A 26,382-nucleotide genomic window follows, 5' to 3' on the forward strand; every position below is an offset into this window, starting at 1 on the left:
CGGTACCGGCGAACCCCTGGCGATGCTGTTGCGGGCCGGCAACGCCGGGGCGAACACCGCCGCCGACCACATCACCGACACGCTCGCGCGGTACGTACGTCTACGCGACCGGGCGGTGCACACGACTTTCCGAACCGTCGACGGCGAATTCGAGACGGCTGCCTTCAAGGGCCTGTTCCACCTGGCACGGCAACCGATGCGTTCGCGCGAGCTGGCAGCCGAGCTCAACACCGACCCGTCGACGGTCAGCCGGCACGTGTCGCAGCTCGTCGAACTCGGGCTGATCCGCCGCGAAGCCGATCCGCACGACGGCCGCGCCACGCTGCTGGTGATCACCGGCACCGGACGCGAACGCGTCGAGGCGATGCGCTCGGGACGTCGTACCGCCCTGAACTCCGCGCTCAGTGAGTGGCGGGGTGAGGAGCTTGCGACGCTGCTGAGCCTTCTCACCCGCTTCGTCGATGCCGCCGAAACCCTGGTCCCGCCCGCCTGCGAACGTCGAACCCCGGACCCGGCGTCGCCGGGATCGGGGTTGGATTCGCCCGTCAGTGGAGAACCCCACCCCTAGGACCTCTCCCCCGAGAGATCCCGCCAGAGAACCCGACCAATCGATCCGCCCAGAGAATTCGTTCCGCCACTACCATCCCGAGGACTTCATGAGCAACGAGAACGCGGCCGCATCGTCGGCGTCACCACCGGTCGAGCAGGCCGGAGCCGGGCTCTCGCACCGGCAGATCCTGACGGTGCTCGCCGGGCTGATGCTCGGGATGTTCCTCGCCGCGCTCGATCAGACGATCGTCTCCACCGCGATCCGCACCATCGCCGACGACCTGCATGGTTACGACATGCAGGCGTGGGTCACCACCGCCTACCTGGTGACCTCGACGATCGTCACGCCGCTGTACGGCAAGCTCTCCGATCTCTACGGACGCAAACCGTTCTTCCTCGTGGCCATCACGATCTTCGTGGTCGGCTCGCTGCTGTGCAGCATGGCGACCTCGATGTACATGCTCGCCGGCTTCCGCGCCCTGCAGGGACTCGGTGCGGGCGGGCTGTTCACCTTGGCGCTGACCACGATCGGCGACATCGTGCCACCCCGCGAACGCGCCAAGTACCAGGGCTACTTCCTGGCCGTGTTCGGCACCTCGAGCGTCCTGGGCCCGGTGCTCGGTGGCCTGCTCGCCGGACAGACGACGATCCTGTGGGTGTCCGGCTGGCGTTGGGTGTTCCTGGTGAACGTCCCGATCGGCATCATCGCGCTGGTCGTCGTCTACTTCGTGCTCAACTACGAGCAGAACAAGTCCACCGGAACCCGCACCGACTACTGGGGTGCGACCGCACTTGCCGTCACCGTGGCGCCGCTGCTGGTGGTCGCCGAGCAGGGACGCGTCTGGGGATGGTTCTCGACGAAGTCGATCGTCTGCTACATGATCGGCGTCGTCGGTCTGGCCGCGTTCATCTGGATCGAGAAGAAGATGGGCGAGGATGCGCTGATCCCGCTGCGGGTCTTCAAGAACCGGGTCTTCGCGCAAGGTGTCGCCATCTCGGTCATCGTGGGTGCGGTGATGTTCGGCGGAATCTCGATGCTGCCGCAGTACTTTCAGGTCCTGCGTGGTTCGAGCCCGATGATCGCCGGGCTGCAGATGCTGCCGATGGTGCTCGGCCTGATGACCGGCTCGATATTGTCGGGTCAGCTGATCTCGCGGACCGGAAAGTACAAGATCTTCACGATCATCGGGTCGGTGCTCATCACCGTCGCGACCTTCCTGCTGCACTATCTGAGCGTCACGATGCCGGTGTGGGTGGTGATGGTCCTCGCCGCGCTGCTCGGCTTCGGGCTCGGCAACCTGATGCAGCCGATCACCTTGGCGATGCAGAACATCCTGCCGCCCAAGGACATGGGGCTCTCGACGGGCACGGCGACGTTCTTTCGGCAGATCGGTGCGACTCTCGGTGTGGCCGTGTTCTTTTCGGTGCTGTTCTCGCTGATGGGCCCGAACATCAAAGACCAGATGGTCCAGGCCGCCGAGCAGCCGTCGTTCTCCGCGGGAGTCATCGAGGCCGCCCAGAGCAGCGATCCGCAGGTCCGTGCGTTCGGTCAGTCGCTGATCGCGGCCAAGGAGCATCCCGGGCAGGCCGGGTCGGGATCGTCGGACAGCGTCATGAGCGACACATCGGTGATCGCCAAACTGCCCGACCAACTCTCACGGCCCATCATGACCGGCTTCGCCGACTCGATGGACCGGGTGTTCCTGTCCGTCTCGATCGTGTCGCTGCTGGTGCTCATCGGTACCGTCACCTGGCCGCAGCTGCCGCTGCGTACCGGACGCCCGGCCGGTCCGGCCAAGGAGCCCGCGACGACCTGACCCGCGGCCGGCCGAGGTCACCGCACCGACGACGACGGCGCCCGTCCCCTACGTGGGGCGGGCGCCGTCGGTCTTAGGTGATCAGCAGCTATGTGATCAGCCGCGCGAGGGCTCGGCGGCGTCGTGCGGGTGTTGCTTCAGGCGGTCGATGGCCTCCTGGGCGACCTTCTCGCCCTCGGCCTTGTCGACCCAGCCGCCCGGGGTGACCTCCTTGCCGGGCTCGAGATCCTTGTAGTGCTCGAAGAAGTGGGAGATCGCGCTCTTCTCGAAATCCGAGACGTCACCGATGTCCTGGATGTGATCCCAGCGGACGTCGCCGGCCGGCACGCACAGCAACTTGTCGTCGCCGCCGGCCTCGTCGGTCATGGTGTACATGCCGACGATCCGCGCGCGAACGATGACACCGGGATAGACCGACTCCGGAAGCAGGACAAGCGCATCGAGCGGGTCGCCGTCCTCGCCGAGCGTGTTGTCGACGAAGCCGTAGTCGGCGGGGTAGCCGAAAGCGGTGTACAGATACCGGTCGAGGTAGATCTTCCCGGTCTCGTGGTCCACCTCGTACTTGTTGCGGCTTCCCTTGGGGATCTCGATGGTCACATCGAATTCCACGCTTCCTCCTTGATCATGGCAGTGTCGTTGGGGTGACGGCAGCCGATGATGCCCGATGCGCCGGATGGTGCGATCGTGGCATCGTGCGAGTCGGCGGCGCGAATCGCCTCAACGATACTGTTAGGGCCGCACGAAGGATTGTCGAGACCCGGAGGTTGTGTGGGTGCACATCACGGAAATGCTCCCGTGAAGCGACCAGGAACGCGTCGTCGACGCCTCATCTGGTCGCTGATCTCGGTGATCCTCGTCGCCGCCATCGCGGTCGGTGGTGTGTTCACCTACCGGCAGCTGACCGAGCCGGACCCGCTGCCGCCCGGAACCCCGGGCCGGCCGGCGCCGATCGCGTTCACCCCGGTGATCAACCCGGTCTCGGCGAACGCGCCGGAGCCGACGGCACCCGGGATCACCAAGGCCATCGCGCAGTCGCTCAAATCACCCGCGTTGGGCACGCTGACCGGCCAGATCAGTGACTCGCTGACCGGCACGGTGCTGTGGTCGCAAGGCGCCGAGCGGCCGCGCACACCGGCGTCGAACGCCAAGATCCTCACCGCATCGGCCGTCCTGCTGGCGTTGCCGCACGATCAGCGCCTCACCACCAGCGTGCTGGCCGGACCCGGCGGGCAGGTCATCCTCAAGGGCGCAGGCGACCCGACGCTGACCGCGCAGCCGCCCGGCGTCGAATCCTTCTACACCGATCCGGGCCGTACCTCGGCGCTCGCCGACCAGATCAAACGCGCCGGCATCGATCCCACCTCGGTGGCGGTGGATCTGAGCGCCTACTCGGGTCCGACGATGGACCCCACGTGGTCACGCGGGGATATCGCCGGCGGCGACATCGCACCGATGGAATCGCTGATGGTCGACGGCGCGCGCATCAAACCGCTCGACGAGTACTCGCCGCGCGTCGACGATCCGGGCGTCACCGCCGGGCAGGCCCTCGCCCGCGCGCTGGGCGTGTCCACCGACGTGACCGAACAGACCGCACCGGCCGGAGCGCGCACCGTCGCGCAGGTGACCTCGGCGCCGCTGGTCACCCGCGTCGACGACATGATGCGCTTCTCCGACAACGTCGAGGCCGAGGCGCTGTCCATCGAACTCGCCCGCTCGCAGGGGGAGCCGGCGACTCTCGCGGGCGGTGCCCAGGCGGTGCTGAAGGTGCTGAACGCCAACGGTTTTCCCACCGCGGGCGCCAAGCTCCAGGATTCGTCGGGACTGTCCTATGGCAACCTGGTCCCGGCATCGTTGCTGGACACGTTGATGGGTGCGGCCAGCGGACCGATCGGCTCCGACTCGCCGGCGCAGGCCCACGCCGCGAAGATGCGTCCGATGCTCGACGGACTGCCGATCGCCGGCGGCACCGGCACCCTGGCCGATCGCTTCGATGCGCGCACCAACCCGGGTGCGGGCTGGGTGCGCGCCAAAACCGGAACTCTGACCGGGGTCAGTTCGTTGACGGGCATAGTCCAAACCGTCGATGGGCGGGTGCTGTCGTTCGCGTTGATGTCGGGGGGAACCTCTCCCGCCGACGCGCGGCCGGCGCTCGACGCCATCCCCGGTGATCTGAGGGAGTGTGGATGTCGATAGACGACGAGACCGCGAACACGCTGGAGTCGGCCGCGCTGGAGTCGGTCGGGGCGAAGATCGACTGGGGACTGGCCGCGACGGTGGGCAAGAAACTCTCCCGTCCCGGCCCGAAGATGACCGACTACACCCGGATGGCCGCGCGCACCGAACTGGCCGACGCCGCGGTGCGGGCCGAGGGACCGGTTCGGGAGGTCACCGGCCTGGCCGACGGGCTCGCGGTGCCCGCGGCACGGGTCCTCGAAAGAGACGAGTGGATAGACGCCTCCGGCGAATCGATGCGCGCCATGCTCTCCGGGGGTGCCACCGAGGAGTCGCCCGGTCTGTCCGGCCGGATCGGCGGCCTGCAGGCGTCGGGACTGCTCGCCTTTCTCTCGACCGCGATCCTCGGCCAGTACGACCCGTTCTCGCCGCCGGCCGATTCCCCCGCTGGCCCCGGCTCCGACGCCACCGACCCCGGCGTCCTGATGCTGGTGCTGCCGAACATCGTCGGCGTCGAGCGTGCCCTGCGGGTGGTGCCGTCGGACTTCCGGCTGTGGGTGTGTCTGCACGAGGTCACCCACCGTGTGCAGTTCTCGGCGAATCCCTGGCTGCGCCAGTACATGCTCGACAACATCGAGGTCCTCACCTCCGATGCCGGTGAGTCGGTGTCCGACGTCGCTGCGCGCCTCACCGGTGCGCTGCGCGGTGGCAAGCCGCGCGAGAAGGGCATCATCGGCGCGATGCAATTGCTGCAGACGCCCGAACAGTACGACGCGTTCAACCGGATGCTGATGCTCGGCACCCTGCTCGAGGGCCACGCCGACCACGTGATGGACGCGGTCGGCCCGGCCCAGGTGCCGACGGTCGCGTCGATCCGTGAGGCGTTCGACCGCCGCCGAACCGGCCCGCGAAACCCGGTGCAGCGCATCATCCGTGCCCTCATCGGCATGGATGCCAAACTGGCGCAATACATTCGGGGCAAGGCGTTCGTCGACGAGGTGGTCGCGACGGTGGGGATGGCACGATTCAACACCATCTGGACCTCGCCGGAGACGATGCCGCTGCCCGACGAGATCGACGAACCGGCGCGATGGATAGCGCGGGTGCTCTGACCGGGGCGGTCGAGAGGTTCGTCGGCGAACACCTCGACGGTGCCCGTCGGGTGTGCGTGGGGTTGTCCGGTGGTCCGGATTCGCTTGCGCTCACCGCGGCGACGTTGCGTGCCGGTCTCGAGGTCCGGGCCCTCGTCGTCGATCACCGGCTGCAGCACGGATCGGCGCATGTCGCCGACGACGCCGCCCGGGCCGCCACCGCGCTCGGCGCGCGGGCCGAGGTCCTCGAGGTGAGCGTCGGTACCGTCGGCGGAATGGAGGCGGCCGCCCGCGACGCGCGCTACACCGCACTGGACGCCGCCCGCGACGGAGCGCCGGTGCTGCTCGGCCACACCATGGACGATCAGGCCGAAACCGTGCTGCTGGGCCTGGCCCGCGGGTCGGGCGGCCGGTCGATCGCCGGCATGCGCGCGTGGTCGCCGCCGTGGGGGCGGCCCTTCTTGGGCATCCGGCGCGCCCAGACCGTCGCCACCTGCACCGAACTCGGGCTGGCCCCGCACGCCGACGCGCACAACCGCGATCCCCGGTTCACCCGGGTCCGGCTGCGTTCGGAGGTGCTGCCGCTGCTCGACGACGTCCTGCGTGGCGGGTCCGTCGAGGCACTGGCCCGCACCGCCGACGCCCTGCGTGCCGACAACGACGCGCTCGACGCAATCGCCGACGAGCACTACCGCCGGACGGTCACCGATGCGGGCCTCGACATCGGCGCGGTCACCGGACTCGCGGTGGCACTGCGCACCCGCGTGTTGCGTCGCTGGCTCGTCGACCTCGGCGCCACCGAGCCGACGAGCCGGGTCATCGGCGCCGTCGACGCGCTGCTCACCGGTCGGGCCGGGGGCCAGGTGGCGATCGGCGGCGATCCAAGCCACCGGCTGGTCGTGGAATCAACCGGTACGACGCTGGTCGTCGCCGCCGTCGCGCGCTGACAGCGGCGGCCTGCTCGCCACCTCATGGGAGCCGGTGGGTGTCATCCGAGCGCAGCAAACCCGGCCTCGGCGATGGTCTGATCCTGTTCCCCGGACCCGCCGCTCACCCCGATCCCGCCGACCACCACATCGTCCACGACGAGTGGGATACCTCCCGCGAAGATCACGACACGATCGTCGTTGGTGGTGTGGATGCCGTAGAACTGCTGTCCCGGTTGCGAATTGGCCCGCAGCTCTTTGGTGGAGATGTTGAACGCACGCGCCGTCCAGGCCTTGTTGATGGAGATCTCGACACTGCCGATCCACGCCCCGTCCTGCCGGATGTGCGTGATCAGGTTGCCCCCGGCGTCGACGATCTTGCGGGCACGGCTGTTCGGCGGCCGCCTGCCGTCCCGATTCCCTCGCAGGTCGCCGCCGTCGCGCGCCGACACCGCGCGGGCCGGATCAGTTGGCTGGTGCGGTGAACGGTGCGTTGATCGTCTGGAAGTACTGGATGGCAGCGACGATCAGGACGCCACCGCCACCGGCGATGGTCCCGGCCACTCCACCCAGCGAGGCGCCGAGCGGGATCCCGGGTAGGCAGCCGAGACCGGCGAGCGGGAGCCCGAGGAGGCAGCCGGCCACGCCGCCGATCACCGCACCGATCGCGGTGCCGACCAGCGTGGAGATCGTCAATCCCGCGGCGAGCTGCTGGTTGAAACGCGCGAGCGCGGCATCATCGCGTTCTTGGCGGGTTTTCGGGCCGGCCGATTGTGTCGCCGATTGTGCGGCCGGGGTGCGAACCGGATCGACCGATCGCGGATTCACCGGTACCGACTCGTCGACGTCTCGCACCGGCGTGAGGATCACCGACTTGTCCGCTATTTGGGCACGAATGGGGAATTGTCGATATTCGAGACGATAAGTCAGCGGCAACCGGAATACGACAGTGCCGTCGGCATCGACCACGGCGAGGTCGTCGCCGCGGCGCTCCACGGTCCCGTTGTCCACCGACAGGTGTACCTGTCCTGGTGTGGTGGAGACGGCGTAGCGCACCGGCGTCGGTGGCGCGGCCTCGGCGACGCTCCCATGTATGAGCGGGGCGAAGAGGACCGACACCGTCACAGCCGCAGTCAGCAGCCGGAACAACCGTTTTCGGGTGGGGGCCGACGAGACGGTGGTGATAAGACCGGGACGGTGCGGCAAATCGGACATGACGTGTGTTTCTGAGATGGGGGAGTCGGCGGCTTCGGCCGCGCGGGAAACGGTCTCCGATGGTGCTTTGCGTACGTTCGTCGCCGATCATTACCGAGAGCCGGAGAGAATGACGGATAAATCGAAGAGGAGTGACAATTGTGGCATCTTGTTATTCACCTGAGACGATTCGTCATGGAAATCCGCCAAGAATGGCAGGTATTAATACGGCAGCTGTATTCGTGAGCGTCATCGCGACACGGGCGGGTACGTCCGGGCCCCGTGTGATGGGTCACTCGCGGTCGGCATGACAAGCTAGAGCCCGTGGCGAACGAGATCGAACACCATTACGGCGATGACATCGAGGCGGTGCTGATCACCGAGGAGCAGATCCGCGAACGCACGGTCGAGCTGGCCGAGTCGGTCGCCGCGCGTTATCAGGACCTCGACGAGGACCTCGTCCTCATCGGCGTGCTGAAGGGCGCGATCATGTTCATGACCGACTTTGCGCGGGCGCTGCCGATTCCCTCGCAGATGGAGTTCATGGCGGTGTCGAGCTACGGCTCGGCGACCTCGTCGTCGGGTGTGGTCCGCATCCTCAAGGACCTCGACCGCGACATCGCCGGCCGGGACGTGCTGATCGTCGAGGACATCATCGATTCCGGGCTCACGTTGTCCTGGCTGATGAAGAATCTCGCGACCCGCTCGCCGCGGTCGTTGTCGGTGTGCACGCTGCTGCGCAAACCCGAGGCCGTTCGCTCGCCGGTCGACGTCGCCGACGTCGGCTTCGACATCCCCAACGAATTCGTCGTCGGTTACGGCCTCGACTACGCCGAGCGGTACCGCGACCTGCCGTTCATCGGCCGGCTGCGGCCGAGTGTGTACCAGCAATGAGTTCGGCCACCGGTTCACGGGTCCGGCGGGATTCCGCCCGTAGGGGAACGGTTTTACCTGCGTGATCGTTGACCGGTAGCCTTATCTCAACGACCGCCATCGGGCCCGGGCCCACGGCGATCACGAACCGATGGGAAGGACCAACGGGACCGGCCGGCTGACAACAGCATCGGCCGAACCTTCACTGGCATGAATCGCAAGACAGTCTTCCGCAACCTCGCCATCGTGGCGGTCATCGTGCTCGCCTTCTGGGGCTGGAGCGTATGGCGCGACAACGGTCGCGACTACACGGCCGTGGACACCTCGGTCGCGTTGACGCAGCTCAACACCAAGAACACCAAGTCCATCCAGATCGATGACCGCGAGCAACAGCTGCGCATCGAGACCAAGTCGCCGGTCAAGGTCGGTGGCGACGAGCTGACCAAGATCAGCACGAAGTATCCCGCCGCCGCGAGCGAGGAGATCTTCAACGACGTCAAGGCCACCGGCACGCAGTACCAGACCAACGTCAACCAGCAGTCGGTGTTCTGGCAGATCATGATCTTCCTGCTGCCGATGCTGCTGTTGTTCGGCCTGTTCTTCTTCGTCATGAGCCGGATGCAGGGCGGTGGTCGCGGCGGCGTGATGGGCTTCGGCAAATCTCGCGCCAAACAGCTCACCAAGGACATGCCCAAGACGACCTTCGCCGACGTCGCGGGCGCCGACGAGGCAGTCGAAGAGCTGTACGAGATCAAGGACTTCCTGCAGAACCCGGCGCGGTATCAGGCGCTCGGCGCCAAGATCCCCAAGGGCGTGCTGCTCTACGGTCCGCCCGGAACGGGTAAGACACTGCTGGCGCGCGCGGTGGCCGGCGAGGCCGGGGTGCCGTTCTTCACGATCTCCGGATCGGACTTCGTCGAGATGTTCGTCGGTGTCGGCGCGTCCCGGGTGCGTGACCTGTTCGAACAGGCCAAGAACAACAGTCCCTGCATCATCTTCGTCGACGAGATCGATGCCGTCGGACGCCAGCGTGGCGCAGGTCTCGGCGGCGGTCACGACGAGCGTGAGCAGACCCTCAACCAGTTGCTCGTCGAGATGGACGGCTTCGGTGACCGTCAGGGCGTCATCCTGATCGCCGCCACCAACCGGCCCGACATCCTCGACCCGGCGCTGCTGCGTCCCGGTCGTTTCGACCGCCAGATCCCGGTCGGCAACCCGGACATGGCCGGCCGCCGCGCGATCCTGCGCGTCCACGCCAAGGGCAAGCCGGTCGACGCCGACGCCGACCTCGACGGTCTGGCGAAGCGGACCCCGGGAATGTCGGGCGCCGACCTCGCCAACGTGGTCAACGAGTCCGCTTTGCTCGCCGCCCGCGAGAACAAGCACAGCATCACCGCGGAGATGCTCGAAGAGGCCGTCGACCGCGTGATCGGTGGGCCGCGTCGCAAGAGCCGCATCATCAGCGAACACGAGAAGAAGGTCGTCGCCTACCACGAGGGCGGCCACACACTCGCCGCCTGGGCGATGCCCGATCTCGACCCGATCTACAAGGTCACCATCCTCGCGCGCGGCCGCACCGGTGGACACGCCTTGGCCGTGCCCGAGCAGGACAAAGATCTGATGACCCGCTCGGAGATGATCGCGCGACTGGTCATGGCGATGGGCGGGCGAGCCGCGGAAGAGCTGGTCTTCCACGAGCCGACCACCGGCGCCTCCTCGGATATCGATCAGGCCACCAAGATCGCCCGCGCGATGGTCACCGAATACGGCATGAGCGCCAAGCTGGGCGCGGTCCGTTATGGACAAGAACAGGGCGACCCGTTCCTGGGCCGGTCGATGGGCAACCAGACCGACTATTCGGCCGAGGTCGCCGGCGAGATCGACGACGAGGTGCGCCGGCTCATCGAGGCCGCGCACACCGAGGCGTGGGCCATTCTGTCGGAATACCGCGACACCCTCGACGTGCTCGCCAGTGAGCTGCTCGACAAGGAGACGCTGACCCGCAAGGACCTGCAGAAGATCTTCTCGCAGGTCGAGAAGCGTCCGCGGATCACGGCCTTCAACGACTTCGGGGACCGCACGCCCAGCGACAAGCCGCCGGTCAAGACGCCGGGCGAGCTCGCCGTCGAGCGCGGTGAGCCGTGGCCGCCGGAACCGGCGAAGGTGCCCGAGCCGGTCGGTGCCGGTGGGGGACCGGGCGCGCCGACGTACCCGCCGCAGGCGGCGCCCGGATATCCGCCGCAGCAGGGGCAGTACCCGCCGCAGCAGAATCCCTATCCGCCCCAGTCTTATCCACCCCAGTCCTATCCACCCCCGCCCTATCCGCCGCAAGGCCCCCCGCAGTCGGGCCCCCAGGGTGCGACGTGGCCGGATTACGGTGCGCCCCGTGACTGGTCGGCGCCCGGGTGGCCGCCGCGCGAGCAGGGCCACGGTCCAGGTGGCGGCGAGCCCAACGGTGCGCAGGGCCGCAACGGTGCGCAGGGTCCTAATGGCGCATATGGCAACGGCGGCAACGGTTCTGCGCCCGGCACGCCCGGTCCGGGCCACCCGGGACGGCCCGACGAGTCGGGTAAAGACGCGAACGGCAACGGCGCCTGAACCGGGAGTGACTTCTGGCGATCGAAGGGACGGATGTGACGACACTCGACCAGCGCGGAGCGGAGTCCGCTTCGGAGCCGAGCCGGCAGTTCGATCAGGCCCGGGCCGAGGCGGCCGTGCGCGAACTGCTCATCGCAGTCGGCGAGGACCCGGAACGAGAAGGCTTGCGGCGCACGCCGACCCGCGTGGCCAACGCCTACCGCGAGATGTTCGCCGGGCTCTACACCGATCCGTCGGAGGTCCTCGCGACGACCTTCGACGAAGATCATGACGAACTCGTCCTGGTCAAGGACATCCCCTTGTACTCGACGTGTGAGCACCACCTGGTGTCCTTCCATGGCGTCGCGCACGTCGGCTACATCCCCGGCGTGAGTGGGCAGGTGACCGGGCTGTCCAAACTCGCGCGGCTCGTCGACCTCTACGCCAAACGGCCGCAGGTCCAGGAGCGGCTCACCACCCAGATCGCCGACGCCATCGTGCGCAGGCTCGACCCGCGCGGGGTCATCGTGGTGATCGAGGCCGAACATCTCTGCATGGCGATGCGCGGTATCCGTAAACCCGGAGCGCGTACCACCACGTCGGCGGTTCGCGGACTGTTCAAGACCAGTGCGGTGTCCCGGGGCGAAGCGCTCGACCTGATCACCCGGTGAACACCGCTGCAACCCAGGTGATGGGAATCATCAACGTCACCGCCGACTCGTTCTCCGACGGCGGCCGGTACCTGGACCTCGACGCTGCGCTGGCCCACGGGCAGCAGCTGCTCGATGACGGTGCCGACCTGATCGACGTCGGCGGCGAGTCCACCCGGCCCGGAGCCATCCGCGTCGACCCGGACATCGAGACCCGACGCGTCGCCCCCGTCATCTCCGGACTGACCGGTCTCGGGGCCACCGTCTCGGTCGACACCATGCGTGCGTCGGTCGCCGCCGCCGCGATCGAGGCGGGCGCCCGCCTCGTCAACGACGTCTCCGGCGGTCGCGCCGACGCCGACATGGCGCGCGTCATGGCCGATGCCGGGCTGCCCTGGATTCTCATGCACTGGCGGCCCGCCGGCGATGACTCCGATGCGGGACGCCGGTTCATCCACCGCGTCGACGACACCGGCGGCTATCACGACGTCGTCGCGGAGGTGAGCCGGGAACTGCTCGGACAGGTCGACGCAGCGGTTGCCGCCGGAGTCGACCCGGATCGGATCATCCTCGATCCGGGCCTCGGTTTCGCCAAGACCGCCGAACACAACTGGACCCTGCTGCACGCGCTGCCGACCTTCGTCGGACTGGGCTTCCCGATCCTCATCGGCGCGTCCCGCAAACGCTTCTTGGGTAGATTGCTCGCCTCCGGCGGTGGATTATCCGCCTCCGGCGATGGTGGATCGCTCGCCTCCGGCGACGCCGAACGACCACCGGCCGGACGCGATGTGGCGACTGCCGCGGTCTCGACACTGGCCGCCGCCGGTGGCGCGTGGGGCGTCCGCGTGCACGATGTGGCCGGCAGTCGCGACGCCGTGCGCGTCGCCGCCGCGTGGTGCGCGGGCGGAGCGGGCCGCGTCGGGCGGGACACGTCCACACCGACCGGATACGCCGCCCATGGACACGTCGGGGAGCAGCACTGATGGCCGACCGGATCGAACTGCGCGGTCTGCGTGTGCACGGCAACCACGGGGTCTTCGACCACGAGCGCACCGACGGTCAGCTGTTCATCATCGACGTCACCCTGTGGCTGGATCTGCGTGCGGCCGCGGCCACCGATGACCTCGCGCAGACCGTCGACTACGGGACGCTGGCCCAGCAGGTCCACCGCATCGTCGCCGGTCCACCGCATGATCTGATCGAGACGGTGGGCGCCGAGATCGCCGACGAAGTGATGGCCGACCAACGCATCTCGGCCTGCGAGGTCGTCGTCCACAAGCCGTCTGCACCCATCCCGCTGGCCTTCGACGACGTCGCCGTGGTGACCCGACGATCCCGGAAGTCGGTCAAGTGATCGCGCCCGGTCACAGCCGCGCGGTGCTGTCGGCAGGCGCCAACGTCGGCGACCCGATGGCGATGCTGCGCCTCGTTCCCGGCGGGCTGGCCGATGCGGGCGCCGACATCCGCGTCGTCGATGTCTCGCAGGTGTACGCGACCGCCCCGTGGGGCGGTGTCGAGCAGGATGACTTCCTCAACATCACCCTGATCGTCGAGGGCGAACGAAGCCCGGTGGACTGGCTGCGTCTGGGCGCAGAACTGGAGACCCGCGCCCACCGCACGCGGGAGGTGCGATGGGGTCCGCGCACCCTCGACGTCGACGTCATCAGCGTGGCCGACGCCGACGGGGTCGTGCGCTCCGACGACCCCGAACTGACGCTGCCCCATCCGCGGGCCGCGCAACGCGCCTTCGTGCTCGTGCCGTGGCTCGAGATCGAGCCCGACGCCGAACTCGTGACGCCCGACGGCCCTCGGCGGGTCGCCGAGCTGGCCACGGCGCTGCCGCAGGCCGAGCAGGACGGTGTACGCCGGATCGGACCGCTGTGATGAGCGGATCCACCGCACCCAAGAAGGACGACGACGAACAGCAGGGCATGGGGCCGACCAAGCCGCTCGACCTGGTCCTCGTGGCCGTCATCGTGGGTGTCACGGCCTGGATCCTGGTGCGCTACAACTACTCCAGCGTGCCGCCGATCCCGGCGCTGGCCGGCATCGTCCTCTATGTCCTCGCGGTGATCGAGGCCGTCACCGGGTTCATCGTGCATGCTCGGGTCCAGGGTCGCCAGGTCGGCCGGGCCCGCGGACAGCTGCACCCGCTGACCGCGGCGCGGGTGCTGGCGCTGGCCAAGGCGTCGGCGATCCTGGGGGCCATCGCCACCGGGCTGTGGGCCGGAATCCTGGTGTTCCTGCTCAACCAGACCGGTGTCACCGCCGCCCAGCACGACACGCCCGCCGCCGTCGTCGGGGTGATCGGCGGTGTGTTGCTCACCGTCGCCGCGCTCTGGCTCGAATACTGCTGCCGCGCCCCCGACGATCCCGACGACACCCCGGTCGACGGCGATACCCACCGGCATCCCGGGCCGGCCTGAGGTGCCGCGAACATCGACTGCGCGCGCGTGTATCGCATCGATGATTCGTGACTCTCCGCCGGGCTTGCGCGCCGCGAGCGAGCCCACCGGGTAAGTTGCACAGATATGACGACCTCCACCGGCCGTTCCACGGAAACCCGGCGCACGGGCCGCTCGGTCGGCCAGTGGTTGCTCGGGCTGCTGATCGTGCTCGCGCTGGCGGCCAGCATCCTGATGATCTTCAGCAACAATCTGTCGGTTGCCGGCACCCTGGCGGTGGTCGCGGCCCTGTGGGCAGCGGTCATCGGCGCGATCCTGGTGACCCGGTTCCGTAAGCAGGCCGAGACCGCCGAGGCCAAGAGCCGGGATCTGCGGTTGGTCTACGAATTGCAGCTCGAACGGGAGATCGCCGCCCGCAGGCAATACGAGCTGGACGTCGAGACCACCATCCGCAAGGAGATCTCCGCCGAATCCGGGACCGAACTGACCGCGCTCAAAGAGCAGGTGGTCTCACTGCGCGCGAGTCTGGAACGGCTGCTCGGCGAGTCCTTGCCCGACGACCAGGTCGCGCTGCCCAACGAGCGGCTGCGTGAGCTGGCGTCCGGCCTCGGCGGCGGTGGCCTCGGGCCCGATCGCTACGGCACCTCCTACGGGGATCTGGGACACGGCTCGGCCGCCTACGACTTCAGCGCCCCCGACGACAGTGTGGTCGCAGCCCGCGACTTCGCCGAGACCGTCCCCGCCGCCGACGACGGGCGTCACATCGAGCGCACGGCCGACCCGAACGAGATGACCGAGGTCATCCCCGTCGTCACCGAGGAGACGCTGTCCGGGAGTTTCGCCGCGTTCGGCACCGCACCGGAGCCGGACGAGACCGCATCGGTCGTCGAGGAACCGGTCGACCTGACGAGCACGCAGGCGCCCGCCCACCCCGGCCGGAATGAATCCGGGCCGAACGAGTCCCATCCCGCCGAGTCTGCGGTGTTTGTCGACGAGACACCCACCGACGAGTGGGACCGGCCTGCCCCGGACTCCGCCACCGAGACCGCGGGCGCCGAGACCGCGGGCGCCGAGACCGCAGGCGCCGAGCCCGAGCCGGAGTCGGCCCCCACATCCGAAGCCGTCCCGGCCCCCACATCCGAAGCCGTCCCGGCCCCCACATCCGAAGCCGTCCCGGCCCCCACATCTGAAGCCGTCCCGGCTTGGGCCCGTGGTCGTCACGAGACCGCCGCCGGGCCCGGAGCGGTCGGCGGGCGGCGCCGCGCCGATGAGCCGCAGGCGTCCACCGAGACCTCGGAGCCCGTCGACGACCCGGACAGTGCCCACTCCAACGGTCTGCCGGTCTCCGAACTGCTTCGGCAGCTCCGCAATGCCGAAGCAGGTAGCGGCGGTCGCCGCCGCCGGGGCGACTGAATCCCGCGTCCGCACACACGCCGCAGTTGCGGGCGGTGAGTCCGGTCACATGGATTGGATTCGCCCAATCCGGCGGCCTAGCCTGGCTGTGCAACGTCTGGTACCCGGCCGTCGCGGTCCGGCACAATCGCTGTGCCTCCGCGCGGCAGCCACGGGACTGGAACGATCCGGAGGACAACGGTGACCTCACCGAATGATGACGCCCGCGCGGCGTCTTCTGGTACCCGCCCCGCATCAGGGGCGATCCCCGGTATCTCCAATCTGCCCACCCCGGCCCGCCTGACGGTCGGTCTCGTCTCGGCCGGACGGGTCGGCACCGCACTGGGCGAAGCACTCGAACGCGCCGGACATGTCGTCGGCGCCGTCGTCGCCCGTTCGCCGCAGTCCCGGCGACGCGTTGCGCAGCGACTGCCGGAATCGGCCGTCCTCGATCTCGCCGACGTCGTCGCCCGCTCCGAACTGCTCATCATCTCGGTTCCCGACGCGGTCCTGCCGTCGGTGATCGACGACGTCGCGGCCACCGGGGCACTGCGTCCGGGCACCCTGGTCGCCCACACCGCCGGCGCCCACGGCATCGGAATCCTTTCGCCGCTGGTCGAACTCGGCGCCATCGGATTGGCCATCCATCCCGCCATGACGTTCGTGGGGACCGTCGACGACACTGCGCGGCTTGCCCAGGCATGCTTCGGGATCACCGCGGCCGGCGAGGTCGGCGACGCTATCGCCTCGGCGCTCGTCCTGGAGATGGGCGGCGAGCCGGTGCGGGTGGCCGAGGCCGACCGCACGCTCTACCACGCCGCCCTCGCCCACGGCGGCAACCACCTCGTCGCCCTCGTCGACGACGCCATCAGCGCCCTGAACCGCGCGATCGCCGGCTCCGGCGGTGCCGGACAGTCCACCGCGACCGTCGACGGGAACCCGGTCCGGCTGGCCGAACGCATCCTCGCGCCTCTGCTCACCGCGTCGCTGCAGAATGTTCTCGACCTCGGCGCCGGCGCACTCACCGGCCCGGTGGCCCGCGGTGACGCCGACGCCGTCGCCGCCCACCTCGCGGCGCTGCGGACACTGCCCGACGCGGATACCGACGACTCGATCGCCGAGGCCTACCGCATCCTCGCCCGCCGTGCCGCCCACCAATCCGGCGCGCCGCCGGCTGTTCTCGACGTATTGGAGCCACGATGAGCGCACACGTCGTCGCTGATGAGACCAACCTCTACACACCCGGGACGCTCACCGTGCACCGGGAGCCGCAGACCCTGCACCGCGTGAGTAATGCGTTGCGCCGCGCGGGCAAACGCGTCGTGCTGGTGCCGACGATGGGCGCCCTGCATGCCGGTCATCTGCAACTGGTGCGTGCTGCGAAGGGCAAGGGTGACGCCGTCGTCATCGTGTCGATCTTCGTCAATCCCTTGCAATTCGGTGTCGGCGAGGATCTCGACGCCTACCCGCGCACCTTCGACGCCGATCTCGAACTGCTGCGCCCGCTCGGTGTCGAGTTGGTCTTCGCGCCGACCGAGGCCGCGATGTACCCCGACGGCCGCCGCACGACGATCCAGCCGGGACCCGTCGGCGACATCCTCGACGGCGCCGCGCGCCCCGGGCACTTCGCCGGAATGCTCACCGTCGTCAACAAACTCCTCGCCATCGCGGCCCCGCACGCCGCGTACTTCGGTGAAAAGGACTACCAGCAACTGGTTCTCATCACGCAGATGGCCGCCGACCTGAACATGGATGTCGAGATCGTCGGGGTGCCGACGGTCCGTGAATCCGACGGCCTCGCGATGAGCTCACGCAACCGCTACCTCGATGCCGGCCAGCGTGAACTGGCGACCGCCCTGTCGGCGGCGCTGACCGCCGGATCGCATGCCGCCCCGGGCGGCAAGGACGCCATTCTCCATGCCGCGCATGCAGTTCTGGCGTCCGCACCCGACATCGAGCTCGACTACTTGGCCCTGCGTGGCCGGTCGTTGGAGGAGGCGCCGGACAAGGGCCACGGGCGGCTGCTCGTCGCCGCCCGCCTCGGTCCGGCGCGGCTGATCGACAACGTCGGCGTCGCGATCGGCCTGAGTCTGGAAGAACGCGCGGCCGGCTCCCCGTGAGCAAGTAGAACACCCACTGAGACAACATATTTCCTATCGAACGCACCGCCGATTCCGGAGGACCGCACATGCTACGCACCATGATGACCTCAAAGATCCACCGCGCCACCGTCACCCAGGCCGACCTGCACTATGTCGGCTCGGTGACCATCGACGCCGACCTGCTCGACGCCGCCGATCTCCTCGAGGGGGAGCAGGTCACCATCGTCGACATCACCAATGGCGCCCGCCTGGAAACCTATGCGATCGCCGGCGAGCGTGGTACCGGAGTCATCGGGATCAACGGTGCCGCAGCACATCTCGTTGCGCCCGGGGATCTGGTGATCATCATCGCCTACGGGATGCTCGACGCGCAGGAGATCGCCGACTACGCCCCGCACGTCGTCTTCGTCGACGAGCGCAACCGCATCCTGGAACAAGGTGCCGATCCCGCCCGCGCGCCCGAGGGCTCGGGATTGCGGGATCCGCGGCACGTCGACGAATTCGCCGTCGCCGGGATCTGATGCTCCTCACCATCGAAACCGGCAACACGAACACCCATCTCGGGGTGTTCGCCGGCACCGGCGCGCACGCCAGCCTCGTCCGCGACTGGCGTCTGCACACCGAGCCCGAACGCACTGCCGACGAACTGGCCCTGCTGATCAGGGGACTGCTCGGCTCCGACGTCGAGCAGGTGACCGGTGTGGCGGCCCTGTCCACCGTGCCGTCGTTGCTCCGGGAGACGCGGGTGATGGTCGGTCGGTACTTCGACAACCCGCACAACGTGATTCTCGAACCCGGTGTGCGCACCGGTGTTCCGCTGCTGGTCGACAACCCCAAAGAGGTGGGCGCCGACCGCGTCGCCAACTGCCTTGCCGCGCACCACAAATTCGGCGGACCGACGATCGTGGTCGCGTGCGGAACGGCCACCGTCGTCGACGCGGTGTCGGCGCGCGGCGAGTTTCTCGGCGGTGCGATCGCCCCCGGCGTCGACCTCGGCGTCGAGGCCCTGAGTGAGCACACCGTCACCGTCCGCAAGGTGGAGCTGATGCCGCCGCGCAGTGTGCTCGGCAAGAACACCATGGAGGCGTTGCAGTCGGGCATCCTCTTCGGCTTCGCCGCGCAGATCGACGGGCTCGTCGAACGCATCCGCACCACCGTCCCCGGATTCGACGGCGACGTCACCGTCGTCGCCACCGGCTACCTGGCGCCGCTGATGTTCGACGAATGCCGGACCCTGAGCACCCACCACACCCACCTCACGCTCGAGGGACTGCGACTGGTCCACGAGCGCAGCAAAGCCGCAACCACCCGCCGCAAATAGCCACCGGCCGTCACCACCTGGGGCGACTTTCGCCCGCAGCTGCACAAAATGTGGACCGTCGGACGCCACTGTGGCAAACTGTCCGGCGTGATCAAGAGCTGTCCGGAGTGTTGTCAGGGCTGAGTCCGCATCTGCGGCCGCCCTCCTTCGTGCTCCCTGCTCATCTTTCTGATCACTTTCGAGGTTTCTCACCATGACCGCATCGGTCCGGGTTCTCGCACCCGTCTCGGCACCAGCCCCCGACGCCCCACTCTCCCTGCAGGCCACCGACTACCGGTCCGCGATTGCCGCGGGCGCCACTGCCGTCGACATCCGCAGCCACCGCAAACGGCAGACCGACGGTGCATTGATCGGGGCCCTGGCACTCGACGCCGCCGAAGCGTTGGACCTGCTCACCCCGGGTTCGCCGTCGGCGCTGCGCTCGGCGACCGCCGGCGCCCGCTGGATCCTCGTGTCCGACGACGGCCACGAAGCCGAATGGCTGACATGGCATCTGCAGGCCCGCGGGGTGACCGGCGCGGTGTTCGTCGTCGGTGGCCATCGCAGTCTTCGGCGGGCCGGGATCAACGGCCTGATCAACCAGGGCGAGTTCGACGTCTTCTCCGCCCACTGAACCGGTACCCGTCGCGTCGGCGCCGGTCGACTCCCGTCGACAGATGCCACAACTTGGTACCCGCCGCTGCCGACGAATACCCTCACGTGCGTGAGTGACGCCCAGACTTCCCAGGCCGCGACCGCCGCCACTGCCGGTGGCGATCCGAGTGCAGACGAGCAGACCCCGGAGCAGTTACGCATCCGCCGGGGCAAGCGCGAGCGCATCCTGGATACCGGACGCGAGGCCTACCCGGTATCGATCCCGCGCACCCACAGCCTGGCCGAGATCCGCGCGCAGTTCCCCGACCTGGCGGCCGGCACCGAGACCGGCGAGATCGTCGGCGTCGCCGGCCGCGTCATCTTCTTGCGCAACAAGGGCAAGCTCTGCTTCGCCACGCTGCAGGAGGGTGACGGCACCCAGCTGCAGGCGATGGTCTCGTTCAACGGCGTCGGGGAGGAGTCGCTGACGCGGTGGAAGACCGACGTCGACCTCGGCGACATCGTGTTCGTCCACGGCCAGGTGATCAGTTCGCGCACCGGCGAGCTGTCGGTGATGGCCGACAGCTGGGCGATGGCATCGAAGTCGTTGCGGCCGCTGCCGGTGGCGCACAAGGAGATGAACGAGGAGACCCGCGTCCGGCAACGCTACGTCGATCTCATCATGCGGCCCGAGGCGCGCAGCATCGCCCGCACCCGGATCTCGGTGATGGCCGAACTCCGGGCGGCACTGGACCGGCGCGCGTTCCTGGAGGTCGAGACGCCGATGCTGCAGACGTTGCACGGTGGGGCGGCGGCGCGGCCGTTCGTCACCCATTCCAACGCCTTCGACATCGACCTGTATCTGCGTATCGCACCGGAGCTGTTCCTCAAGCGGTGCGTCGTCGGCGGCATCGAGCGCGTCTTCGAGATCAACCGCAACTTCCGCAACGAGGGCGCCGACTCCACCCACTCGCCCGAGTTCGCGATGCTGGAGACCTATCAGGCCTACGGCACCTACGACGACGCCGCGGTGATGACTCGTGAACTGGTGCAAGAGGTTTCGCAGGGAGTGCTCGGCACGCTGACCCCGACGATGCCCGACGGCGAGATCTACGACCTCTCCGGCGAGTGGACCTCACTCGAGATGTATCCGTCGCTGTCGGAGGCGTTGGGCCAGGAGATCGTCCCGCAGAGCGCAGCGACGGGAAATGAGTCCGGCACGAGCGTCGACGAGTTGCTCGCGATCGCGGCGAAGGTCGGCCTTGAGGTCCCGAAGGGCAAGGGTTACGGCCACGGCAAGCTCGTCGAGGAACTGTGGGAACACATGGTCGGCGAGAAGCTCACGCAGCCGGTGTTCGTCCGGGACTTCCCGGTGGAGACCTCGCCGCTGGTCCGCGCACACCGCAGCGTGCCCGGCGTCGTCGAGAAGTGGGACCTCTACGTCCGCGGCTTCGAGCTCGCCACCGGCTACTCCGAGCTCGTCGACCCCGTCATCCAGCGCGAACGCTTCGTCGACCAGGCCCGGCTGGCCGCCGCCGGTGACGACGAGGCCATGCGCCTCGACGAGGACTTCCTCGCCGCGATGGAGTACGGCATGCCGCCGACCGCGGGCACCGGCATGGGCATCGATCGCCTCCTGATGGCCCTGACCGGGCTCGGCATCCGCGAGACCATCCTCTTCCCGCTGGTCAAGCCGCGCGACTGAGCGGTCGGCGACGGCGCTGCTGGAACCGGGGGAAGAACCGTTCTTCCCCCACTTCTTCGATCGTCCCCCAGAAGTTTCTCGCCGAAGAACCGAGAAGTCACGGAAGAACCAGCAAGTCACGGAAGAACCAGCAAGTCACGGAAGAACGATGTGTCGGCGCGGGCGTCGACGTGCGTCCAGTCCGCCGGCGTCTCGAGGGTGTCGCTTTGCCGGCGCGCGACGGACGCGTCTGCGTCGGAGGCATCCGGGCCGCGCTGCGCGATCCGTGAGATGCGTTCGGCCTCATCGAGTTCCAGCCAGATTCCGGTGAACTCGACGCCGGTCTCGGCGGCCACGTCGGCGATCGCCTGCTGCTGGGTCCGGCTGCCGAAGACGGCGTCGGCGACCACGCTCATCCCGCGCCCCAGGTCGATGCGCGCCAGTCGGTCCAGCTCGGCGTAAACCCCCGCCCGGGCCTCCGGTGTGTAGGCGCTGCGCGGCAGGGCCTCGGTCATGGCGACGCCCGCGAGCCGCTTGCGCAGGACGTCGGTGCGCAGGATGCGCGCTCCCGGTGCCGGTTCGACGTCGCCGCCGACGGCCCGGGCAACGGTGGTCTTGCCGGTGCCCGATCCGCCGCCGATGGCGATGAGCCGCGGCGCGACCGGATCGGTGAACCCCAGTGCCAGCGCCAGATATCGTCGGGCGTCGTCGGTGGCGTCCGCGGCCGCCGACACGTGCGCGCGGACGGTGGCGCGCACCGCCAGCATGGCCGGGAGCAGGCAGAAGCCGTCCTCGTCGGCGGCGGAGAGGTCCAGATAATGGTTGACGACGACGTTGGCCTCGTGCCGCAGTCCGCGCGCCCACAGATCCATCACCAGGAAGGCGAGGTCGTAGAGCACGTCGGTGGTGGCCATCTCCTCGTCGAATTCCAGGCAGTCGAATGGGACGGGCCGGCCGTCGATGACCGCGATGTTGCCCAGGTGCAGGTCGCCGTGCACGCGGCGCACCCGTCCGGCGCGGGCACGGGCGTCGAAGAGGTCGGCGTGCGCGGTGATCATCGCGGTGATCCGGTCGGTGACCTGCCGGGCCGTGGCGGGATCGAGGACGTCCGGGAACACCGACATGCTCGCCAGATTGCCATCGACGATCTCCTGCAGCCGGGCCGCGCCCTGCGGATCGTCGCGCACCGGTGAGGTCGCATGGAGGTCGACGACGCTCTCGGCGAGCAACCGCAGGAAGGCATCGTCGAGACGGCCCGGTTCGGCGCGCTGTACCAACAGCGCTCCGTCGTCGAAGCGCGTCATCTCGAGCACCCAGTCGAGCGTCTCGCCCGGCCCGTCGAGGGTAGGCGAAGCATCGTCGGCGCGGCGGATCGCATGCACCGCGCGGTACAGCTCGGGCGCGAACCGCTGATTGAGCTCGAGCTCCTTGACGAGGACGTCGTGCCGCAGCTCCGGGGTGGAGAAGTCGAAGAACCGCAGGCGCACCGGGCGTTTCATCTTCCACGCCCGCGGCCCGTTCAGGAACACGAAGGCGCCGTGCGTGACGATCCGCGTGGTCGGCACGGTCGGGTCGAGGGCACCCGCCCGGGTGAGGAGATCCTCGGCCGTATCGAAGCCTTCGGGGTGCTTCGTCGTCGCCATACGTCCATCCGATCACAGCCGGCCGGGGGTCGCCAACAGGCCAAGAATCCAATGACAGTCGTACGGCCGCGAAAACGCGAACCGCGAGAAGTGCGGTCGACATGCCGATCCCGGATGCCCCGAGCCGCGCCGAGAATTGCGGTCACCTCTCTTCTTAACCCGACCAGCAACAGGGTGCGGCACACCAGTCCAGCGGCCCAGCCACCCACCAGGGTGCGAGCAGGGCCCCCTGTCGAAGCGGGGAATCAGGGAAACTCGTGCCGCCGGCACCACAAGCCCCGGTGCCGTTCAAGACGCAGGAGAGGAGCCAACCGACAGGCTGGATTGCGCGACCACGAACAATGTAGTCAGTTTCCGACTATCTGTCAGAAACTGACACACGAGGTTAGGTTCAGAGCATGAGCACGAAACCGGCGTCGCTACGCGAACGCCGAACGGCGCAAACGCGCACAGAGCTGTCGGCGGTCGCCGCCGACCTGTTCATCCGGGACGGGCTCGCCGATACCACGGTCGAACGGATCGCCGCCGAGGCGGGCGTCTCCACACGCACCTTCCATCGATATTTCGTCACCAAGGAGGAGGCGATCGCGCCGACCCTCGACGCCTGTTGGCACGAGTACGTCGACGCCGTCGATCGGCAGCCCGGGGACCGGCAGATCGTCGACGTCCTGGTCTCGGCGCTGACCTCGACATTCGATGGCCAGTTGGGACGGCGTCACCGAGAGCTTCTCCGGTCGTTGCCCGAATCTCCGGCGCTCAAACCGATCTGGGAATCGGTGCATGCGCGCAGCGCCGAGGGACTGCGCACAGTCTTGGCGAGCCGGCTGGGTCTCGACCCGAGCTCGTTGCACGCACGCTTCGCGGCAACATGTGTGGTCGCGGCCAACAGATTGGCCGTGGAGGAATGGGCCGCCGACACACGGGCCTCGGTGCCCGACGTGACACGCAGGTGCCTTGAGCTTCTCGGCGCTGGAGTACTACAAACATTGGCCCCGATGATGAAAGAAGGAGAACAATGATGAGTACAGGACGACTGGCAGGCAAGGTCGCATTCGTGACCGGTGCAGCCCGTGGACAGGGCCGGGCGGAGGCACTGCTCTTCGCCGAGCAAGGAGCCGACGTCATCGTCACCGATCTATGCGCAATCCCCGCCCAAACAGATTATCCCGCAGCAACTCCCGGTGATCTCGACGAAACCGTGGCGCTCCTCGAGAAGACCGGACGGAAGGTCGTTCACGCGATCACCGATGTGCGCGACCTTGCTGCGCTCGAGGAGCTGGTGGGTCGCGGTGTCGACGAGCTCGGGCGCCTCGACATCGTGGTGGCGAATGCCGGCATCGTTTCGTGGGGGCGATTCTGGGAGATGACGCCCCAGCGCTGGCAGGACATGATCGACATCAACCTCACCGATGTCTTCAATACGCTTCGCGCGGCGGCGCCGGCCATGATCGATGCCGGCAACGGCGGCTCCATCATCGCCACGAGCTCGGTGGCAGGAATCAAATCCCTTCCGGGGCAGGCGCATTACAGTGCGGCCAAGCATGGCGTCGTCGGACTGGCGAAGTCTGCGGCAATCGAGTTGGCGCCTTACAACATCCGGGTGAACACCGTCCACCCGTGGGGCGTCTCGACCGCGATGGGCGCGATGGGCGTCGACGGCGAGAAGGTCTTCGCCGACAATCCCTCATACACCGCGGCGATGGGCCAATTCCTCTTCGAGCCACCGATTTCCAGCCCCGAGGACATCGCGAACTCCGTGTTGTTCCTCGCCAGTGACGAATCGCGGACGATCACGGGTACCCAGCTCACCGTCGATCACGGTGCCACGAAGATCTGAACCCTGGTCGATACGACCTCAGTCCAACTCCCGCTTGAGGACCTTCCCCGCCGCGTTGCGGGGAAAGGCGTCGACGAACACCACCGACCGCGGCACCTTGAAGTTCGCCAGATGTTCACGGGCGTAGGCGATGACGCGATCCTCATCGAGGCCGGCATCCGCGCGGACGGTGAGGTAGGCGCGTCCGACCTCTCCGAGCCGCTCGTCGGGGACGCCGATCACCGCCGACTCGGTGACGCCGTCGAGGCGGGCTAGGGTCTGTTCGACCTCGGCGGGGTAGACGTTGAAGCCGCCGCAGATGTACATGTCCTTGAGGCGGTCGGTGATGGTCAGGTTGCCGTGCTCATCGAGGGTGCCGATGTCGCCGGTGTGCAGCCAGCCGTCGGCGTCGATCGTCTCGGCGGTGGCCACCTCGTCGTCGAGGTAGCCGCGCATCACCATCTTCCCGCGGGCGAGCACCTCGCCCTGCTCGGACAGCGCGATCTCCATGCCGGCGAAGGCTCGTCCACATGTGTTGGCGACGGTGTCGTCATCGTCGTCGGGAGTGCAGGTGGAGACGAATCCGCTGGCCTCGGTGAGCCCGTAGGCGGTGATCACGGTGTCGACGCCGAGATCACGCTGGATGCGTTCGACCAGCACGACGGGCACGATCGACGCGCCCGTGACCACCAGCCGCAACGACGACAGGTCGAGGCTCGGGCGGGCGGGTTCGTCAAGGATGGTCTGGAAGATGGTCGGCGCCCCGGGAAAGACGGTGATCCGTTGCGCGGCAACCTGCTTCATCGCCTCGGTGGGTGAGTACACGGCCTGCGGGATCATCGTCGCGCCGAACAGCGTGCAGGGCAGGATGCCCGCCTTGTAGCCGAAGGTGTGGAAGTACGGGTTGACCATCAGGTAGCGGTCGTCGGGGGAGAGCCGGCCGTTGGCGCCCCAGGCGTGCGAGCCGGCGACGGTCTGACGATGTTCGGCCAGTACACCTTTCGACTTTCCGGTGGTACCGGACGTGAAGAGGATGTCCGACAGGTCGTCGGGTGCGACGGCGTCGGCGCGGGCGTGTGCCTGCGCGCGAGTGTCCGCGGTGGCGCGCGCGCGGAAGTCGTCCCAGCCCAGGGCGCCGTCAGCCTCGACGCGATTGTCCGAGAGCGGGATTCGTACGACCAGGTCGGGCATCGACCCCCGGTGTGCGGTCATCAGCTCGGCGGCGTGATCGGTGCCGAGGAATTCGCCCGACACCAGCACGGCGCGGGCGTCCGACCGTTCGATGACGTCGACCGCCTCGCCCGCGGTGTAGCGGGTGTTGAGGGGGACGAGCACGCCGCCGGCGTAGTGGATGCCCAGCGCTGCGACCGGCCAGTGATGGCTGTTGGGTGACCAGAGCGCGACCCGATCGCCGTGGGCGATGCCCGACGCGATCAGCGCGGCGGCGACCTCGACGACCCGATCGTGCAATTGCGACCACGTGTACTCGACCGGGGTGTTCCACTGGGTGTCGACGAGGGCGGGGCGATCCGGCCATTCGCGAACTGCCCGGCGCAACGCGGCAGGGGTCGTCGAGACACTCTCCATCTCACCAACC

At 68.3% G+C, this 26,382-nt stretch carries 26 protein-coding genes; 21 read left to right on the forward strand and 5 right to left on the reverse strand.

Features of this window, described 5'->3' with window-relative positions:
* The first annotated feature begins 70 nt into the window (after positions 1 to 70).
* Complete coding sequence (locus ACLQ3C_RS17640) at positions 71 to 568, forward strand: MarR family winged helix-turn-helix transcriptional regulator (protein WP_425706457.1); 498 nt, start codon at positions 71 to 73, stop codon at positions 566 to 568.
* A gap of 88 nt (positions 569 to 656) precedes the next feature.
* Entirely contained in the window at positions 657 to 2,366 is a 1,710-nt protein-coding gene (locus ACLQ3C_RS17645; protein WP_425706392.1) for an MDR family MFS transporter, read from the forward strand.
* A gap of 96 nt (positions 2,367 to 2,462) precedes the next feature.
* Here ACLQ3C_RS17645 and ACLQ3C_RS17650 read toward each other — a convergent pair whose 3' ends face one another.
* On the reverse strand, positions 2,463 to 2,975 hold the full coding sequence (locus ACLQ3C_RS17650) for an inorganic diphosphatase (RefSeq protein WP_425706393.1): 513 nt from the start codon (positions 2,973 to 2,975) through the stop codon (positions 2,463 to 2,465).
* Positions 2,976 to 3,134: 159 nt separating this feature from the next.
* Between ACLQ3C_RS17650 and dacB the strand changes: the two genes are divergently transcribed.
* Genes dacB through tilS form a run of 3 tightly spaced genes read left to right on the forward strand, consistent with a single transcriptional unit; the run spans position 3,135 to position 6,576 of the window.
* Positions 3,135 to 4,559 carry a D-alanyl-D-alanine carboxypeptidase/D-alanyl-D-alanine endopeptidase gene (gene dacB, locus ACLQ3C_RS17655; protein WP_425706394.1) on the forward strand — a complete coding sequence of 475 codons (1,425 nt, stop codon included), beginning with the start codon at positions 3,135 to 3,137 and terminating at the stop codon, positions 4,557 to 4,559.
* The gene (locus tag ACLQ3C_RS17660) at positions 4,550 to 5,650 is read left to right on the forward strand and encodes a zinc-dependent metalloprotease (protein WP_425706395.1); all 1,101 of its coding nucleotides are present in this window, start codon (positions 4,550 to 4,552) and stop codon (positions 5,648 to 5,650) included. The genes dacB and ACLQ3C_RS17660 overlap by 10 nt, the downstream gene beginning before the upstream one ends.
* On the forward strand, positions 5,629 to 6,576 hold the full coding sequence (tilS, locus tag ACLQ3C_RS17665; protein WP_425706396.1) for a tRNA lysidine(34) synthetase TilS: 948 nt from the start codon (positions 5,629 to 5,631) through the stop codon (positions 6,574 to 6,576). The genes ACLQ3C_RS17660 and tilS overlap by 22 nt, the downstream gene beginning before the upstream one ends.
* 41 nt (positions 6,577 to 6,617) lie before the next feature.
* On the opposite strand, the gene ACLQ3C_RS17670 is transcribed toward tilS, so the two are convergent.
* Positions 6,618 to 7,007 (reverse strand): GlcG/HbpS family heme-binding protein, encoded by a 390-nt coding sequence (locus tag ACLQ3C_RS17670; protein WP_425706397.1) that lies wholly within the window; start codon positions 7,005 to 7,007, stop codon positions 6,618 to 6,620.
* A gap of 13 nt (positions 7,008 to 7,020) precedes the next feature.
* Entirely contained in the window at positions 7,021 to 7,770 is a 750-nt protein-coding gene (locus tag ACLQ3C_RS17675) for a glycine zipper family protein (protein ID WP_425706398.1), read from the reverse strand.
* 303 nt (positions 7,771 to 8,073) lie between these two features.
* Between ACLQ3C_RS17675 and hpt the strand changes: the two genes are divergently transcribed.
* From hpt to lysS, 14 genes are all read left to right on the forward strand, one after another.
* On the forward strand, positions 8,074 to 8,643 hold the full coding sequence (gene hpt, locus ACLQ3C_RS17680) for a hypoxanthine phosphoribosyltransferase (RefSeq protein ID WP_425706399.1): 570 nt from the start codon (positions 8,074 to 8,076) through the stop codon (positions 8,641 to 8,643).
* Between the two features lie 189 nt (positions 8,644 to 8,832).
* A complete protein-coding gene (gene ftsH / locus ACLQ3C_RS17685; RefSeq protein ID WP_425706400.1) occupies positions 8,833 to 11,220 on the forward strand; it encodes an ATP-dependent zinc metalloprotease FtsH in 2,388 nt (795 codons plus the stop codon).
* A gap of 35 nt (positions 11,221 to 11,255) precedes the next feature.
* On the forward strand, positions 11,256 to 11,870 hold the full coding sequence (gene folE, locus ACLQ3C_RS17690) for a GTP cyclohydrolase I FolE (protein WP_425706401.1): 615 nt from the start codon (positions 11,256 to 11,258) through the stop codon (positions 11,868 to 11,870).
* Between the two features lie 20 nt (positions 11,871 to 11,890).
* Entirely contained in the window at positions 11,891 to 12,832 is a 942-nt protein-coding gene (gene folP, locus ACLQ3C_RS17695; RefSeq protein WP_425706458.1) for a dihydropteroate synthase, read from the forward strand.
* Positions 12,832 to 13,203 carry a dihydroneopterin aldolase gene (gene folB, locus ACLQ3C_RS17700; protein ID WP_425706402.1) on the forward strand — a complete coding sequence of 124 codons (372 nt, stop codon included), beginning with the start codon at positions 12,832 to 12,834 and terminating at the stop codon, positions 13,201 to 13,203. The genes folP and folB overlap by 1 nt, the downstream gene beginning before the upstream one ends.
* Positions 13,200 to 13,733 carry a 2-amino-4-hydroxy-6-hydroxymethyldihydropteridine diphosphokinase gene (gene folK, locus ACLQ3C_RS17705; protein ID WP_425706403.1) on the forward strand — a complete coding sequence of 178 codons (534 nt, stop codon included), beginning with the start codon at positions 13,200 to 13,202 and terminating at the stop codon, positions 13,731 to 13,733. The genes folB and folK overlap by 4 nt, the downstream gene beginning before the upstream one ends.
* Complete coding sequence (locus ACLQ3C_RS17710; RefSeq protein WP_425706404.1) at positions 13,733 to 14,275, forward strand: DUF3180 domain-containing protein; 543 nt, start codon at positions 13,733 to 13,735, stop codon at positions 14,273 to 14,275. Before folK ends, ACLQ3C_RS17710 begins: the two co-directional genes overlap by 1 nt.
* Positions 14,276 to 14,380: 105 nt before the next feature.
* Positions 14,381 to 15,667: a DUF6779 domain-containing protein gene (locus ACLQ3C_RS17715; protein WP_425706405.1), complete on the forward strand. Its 1,287-nt coding sequence runs from the start codon at positions 14,381 to 14,383 to the stop codon at positions 15,665 to 15,667.
* 180 nt (positions 15,668 to 15,847) lie between these two features.
* Entirely contained in the window at positions 15,848 to 16,849 is a 1,002-nt protein-coding gene (locus tag ACLQ3C_RS17720) for a Rossmann-like and DUF2520 domain-containing protein (RefSeq protein ID WP_425706406.1), read from the forward strand.
* Complete coding sequence (gene panC, locus ACLQ3C_RS17725; protein WP_425706407.1) at positions 16,846 to 17,766, forward strand: pantoate--beta-alanine ligase; 921 nt, start codon at positions 16,846 to 16,848, stop codon at positions 17,764 to 17,766. The genes ACLQ3C_RS17720 and panC overlap by 4 nt, the downstream gene beginning before the upstream one ends.
* Before the next feature lie 68 nt (positions 17,767 to 17,834).
* On the forward strand, positions 17,835 to 18,269 hold the full coding sequence (panD, locus tag ACLQ3C_RS17730) for an aspartate 1-decarboxylase (protein WP_425706408.1): 435 nt from the start codon (positions 17,835 to 17,837) through the stop codon (positions 18,267 to 18,269).
* The gene (locus ACLQ3C_RS17735; protein WP_425706409.1) at positions 18,269 to 19,069 is read left to right on the forward strand and encodes a type III pantothenate kinase; all 801 of its coding nucleotides are present in this window, start codon (positions 18,269 to 18,271) and stop codon (positions 19,067 to 19,069) included. The genes panD and ACLQ3C_RS17735 overlap by 1 nt, the downstream gene beginning before the upstream one ends.
* Positions 19,070 to 19,262: 193 nt before the next feature.
* On the forward strand, positions 19,263 to 19,682 hold the full coding sequence (locus tag ACLQ3C_RS17740) for a rhodanese-like domain-containing protein (RefSeq protein ID WP_425706410.1): 420 nt from the start codon (positions 19,263 to 19,265) through the stop codon (positions 19,680 to 19,682).
* 90 nt (positions 19,683 to 19,772) lie between these two features.
* On the forward strand, positions 19,773 to 21,347 hold the full coding sequence (gene lysS / locus ACLQ3C_RS17745) for a lysine--tRNA ligase (RefSeq protein ID WP_425706411.1): 1,575 nt from the start codon (positions 19,773 to 19,775) through the stop codon (positions 21,345 to 21,347).
* Between the two features lie 116 nt (positions 21,348 to 21,463).
* Here lysS and ACLQ3C_RS17750 read toward each other — a convergent pair whose 3' ends face one another.
* Complete coding sequence (locus ACLQ3C_RS17750; RefSeq protein ID WP_425706412.1) at positions 21,464 to 22,969, reverse strand: AAA family ATPase; 1,506 nt, start codon at positions 22,967 to 22,969, stop codon at positions 21,464 to 21,466.
* 398 nt (positions 22,970 to 23,367) lie between these two features.
* Between ACLQ3C_RS17750 and ACLQ3C_RS17755 the strand changes: the two genes are divergently transcribed.
* Both ACLQ3C_RS17755 and ACLQ3C_RS17760 read left to right on the forward strand, forming a co-directional pair.
* Entirely contained in the window at positions 23,368 to 23,988 is a 621-nt protein-coding gene (locus ACLQ3C_RS17755; RefSeq protein ID WP_425706413.1) for a TetR family transcriptional regulator, read from the forward strand.
* Positions 23,988 to 24,806 (forward strand): mycofactocin-coupled SDR family oxidoreductase, encoded by an 819-nt coding sequence (locus ACLQ3C_RS17760; RefSeq protein WP_425706414.1) that lies wholly within the window; start codon positions 23,988 to 23,990, stop codon positions 24,804 to 24,806. Before ACLQ3C_RS17755 ends, ACLQ3C_RS17760 begins: the two co-directional genes overlap by 1 nt.
* Positions 24,807 to 24,824: 18 nt before the next feature.
* Here ACLQ3C_RS17760 and ACLQ3C_RS17765 read toward each other — a convergent pair whose 3' ends face one another.
* Positions 24,825 to 26,372: a FadD3 family acyl-CoA ligase gene (locus tag ACLQ3C_RS17765; RefSeq protein ID WP_425706415.1), complete on the reverse strand. Its 1,548-nt coding sequence runs from the start codon at positions 26,370 to 26,372 to the stop codon at positions 24,825 to 24,827.
* Positions 26,373 to 26,382: the final 10 nt, after the last annotated feature.

Origin of the sequence: Gordonia sp. DT30 (assembly GCF_049844915.1) — a bacterium.
GTDB lineage: Bacteria > Actinomycetota > Actinomycetes > Mycobacteriales > Mycobacteriaceae > Gordonia.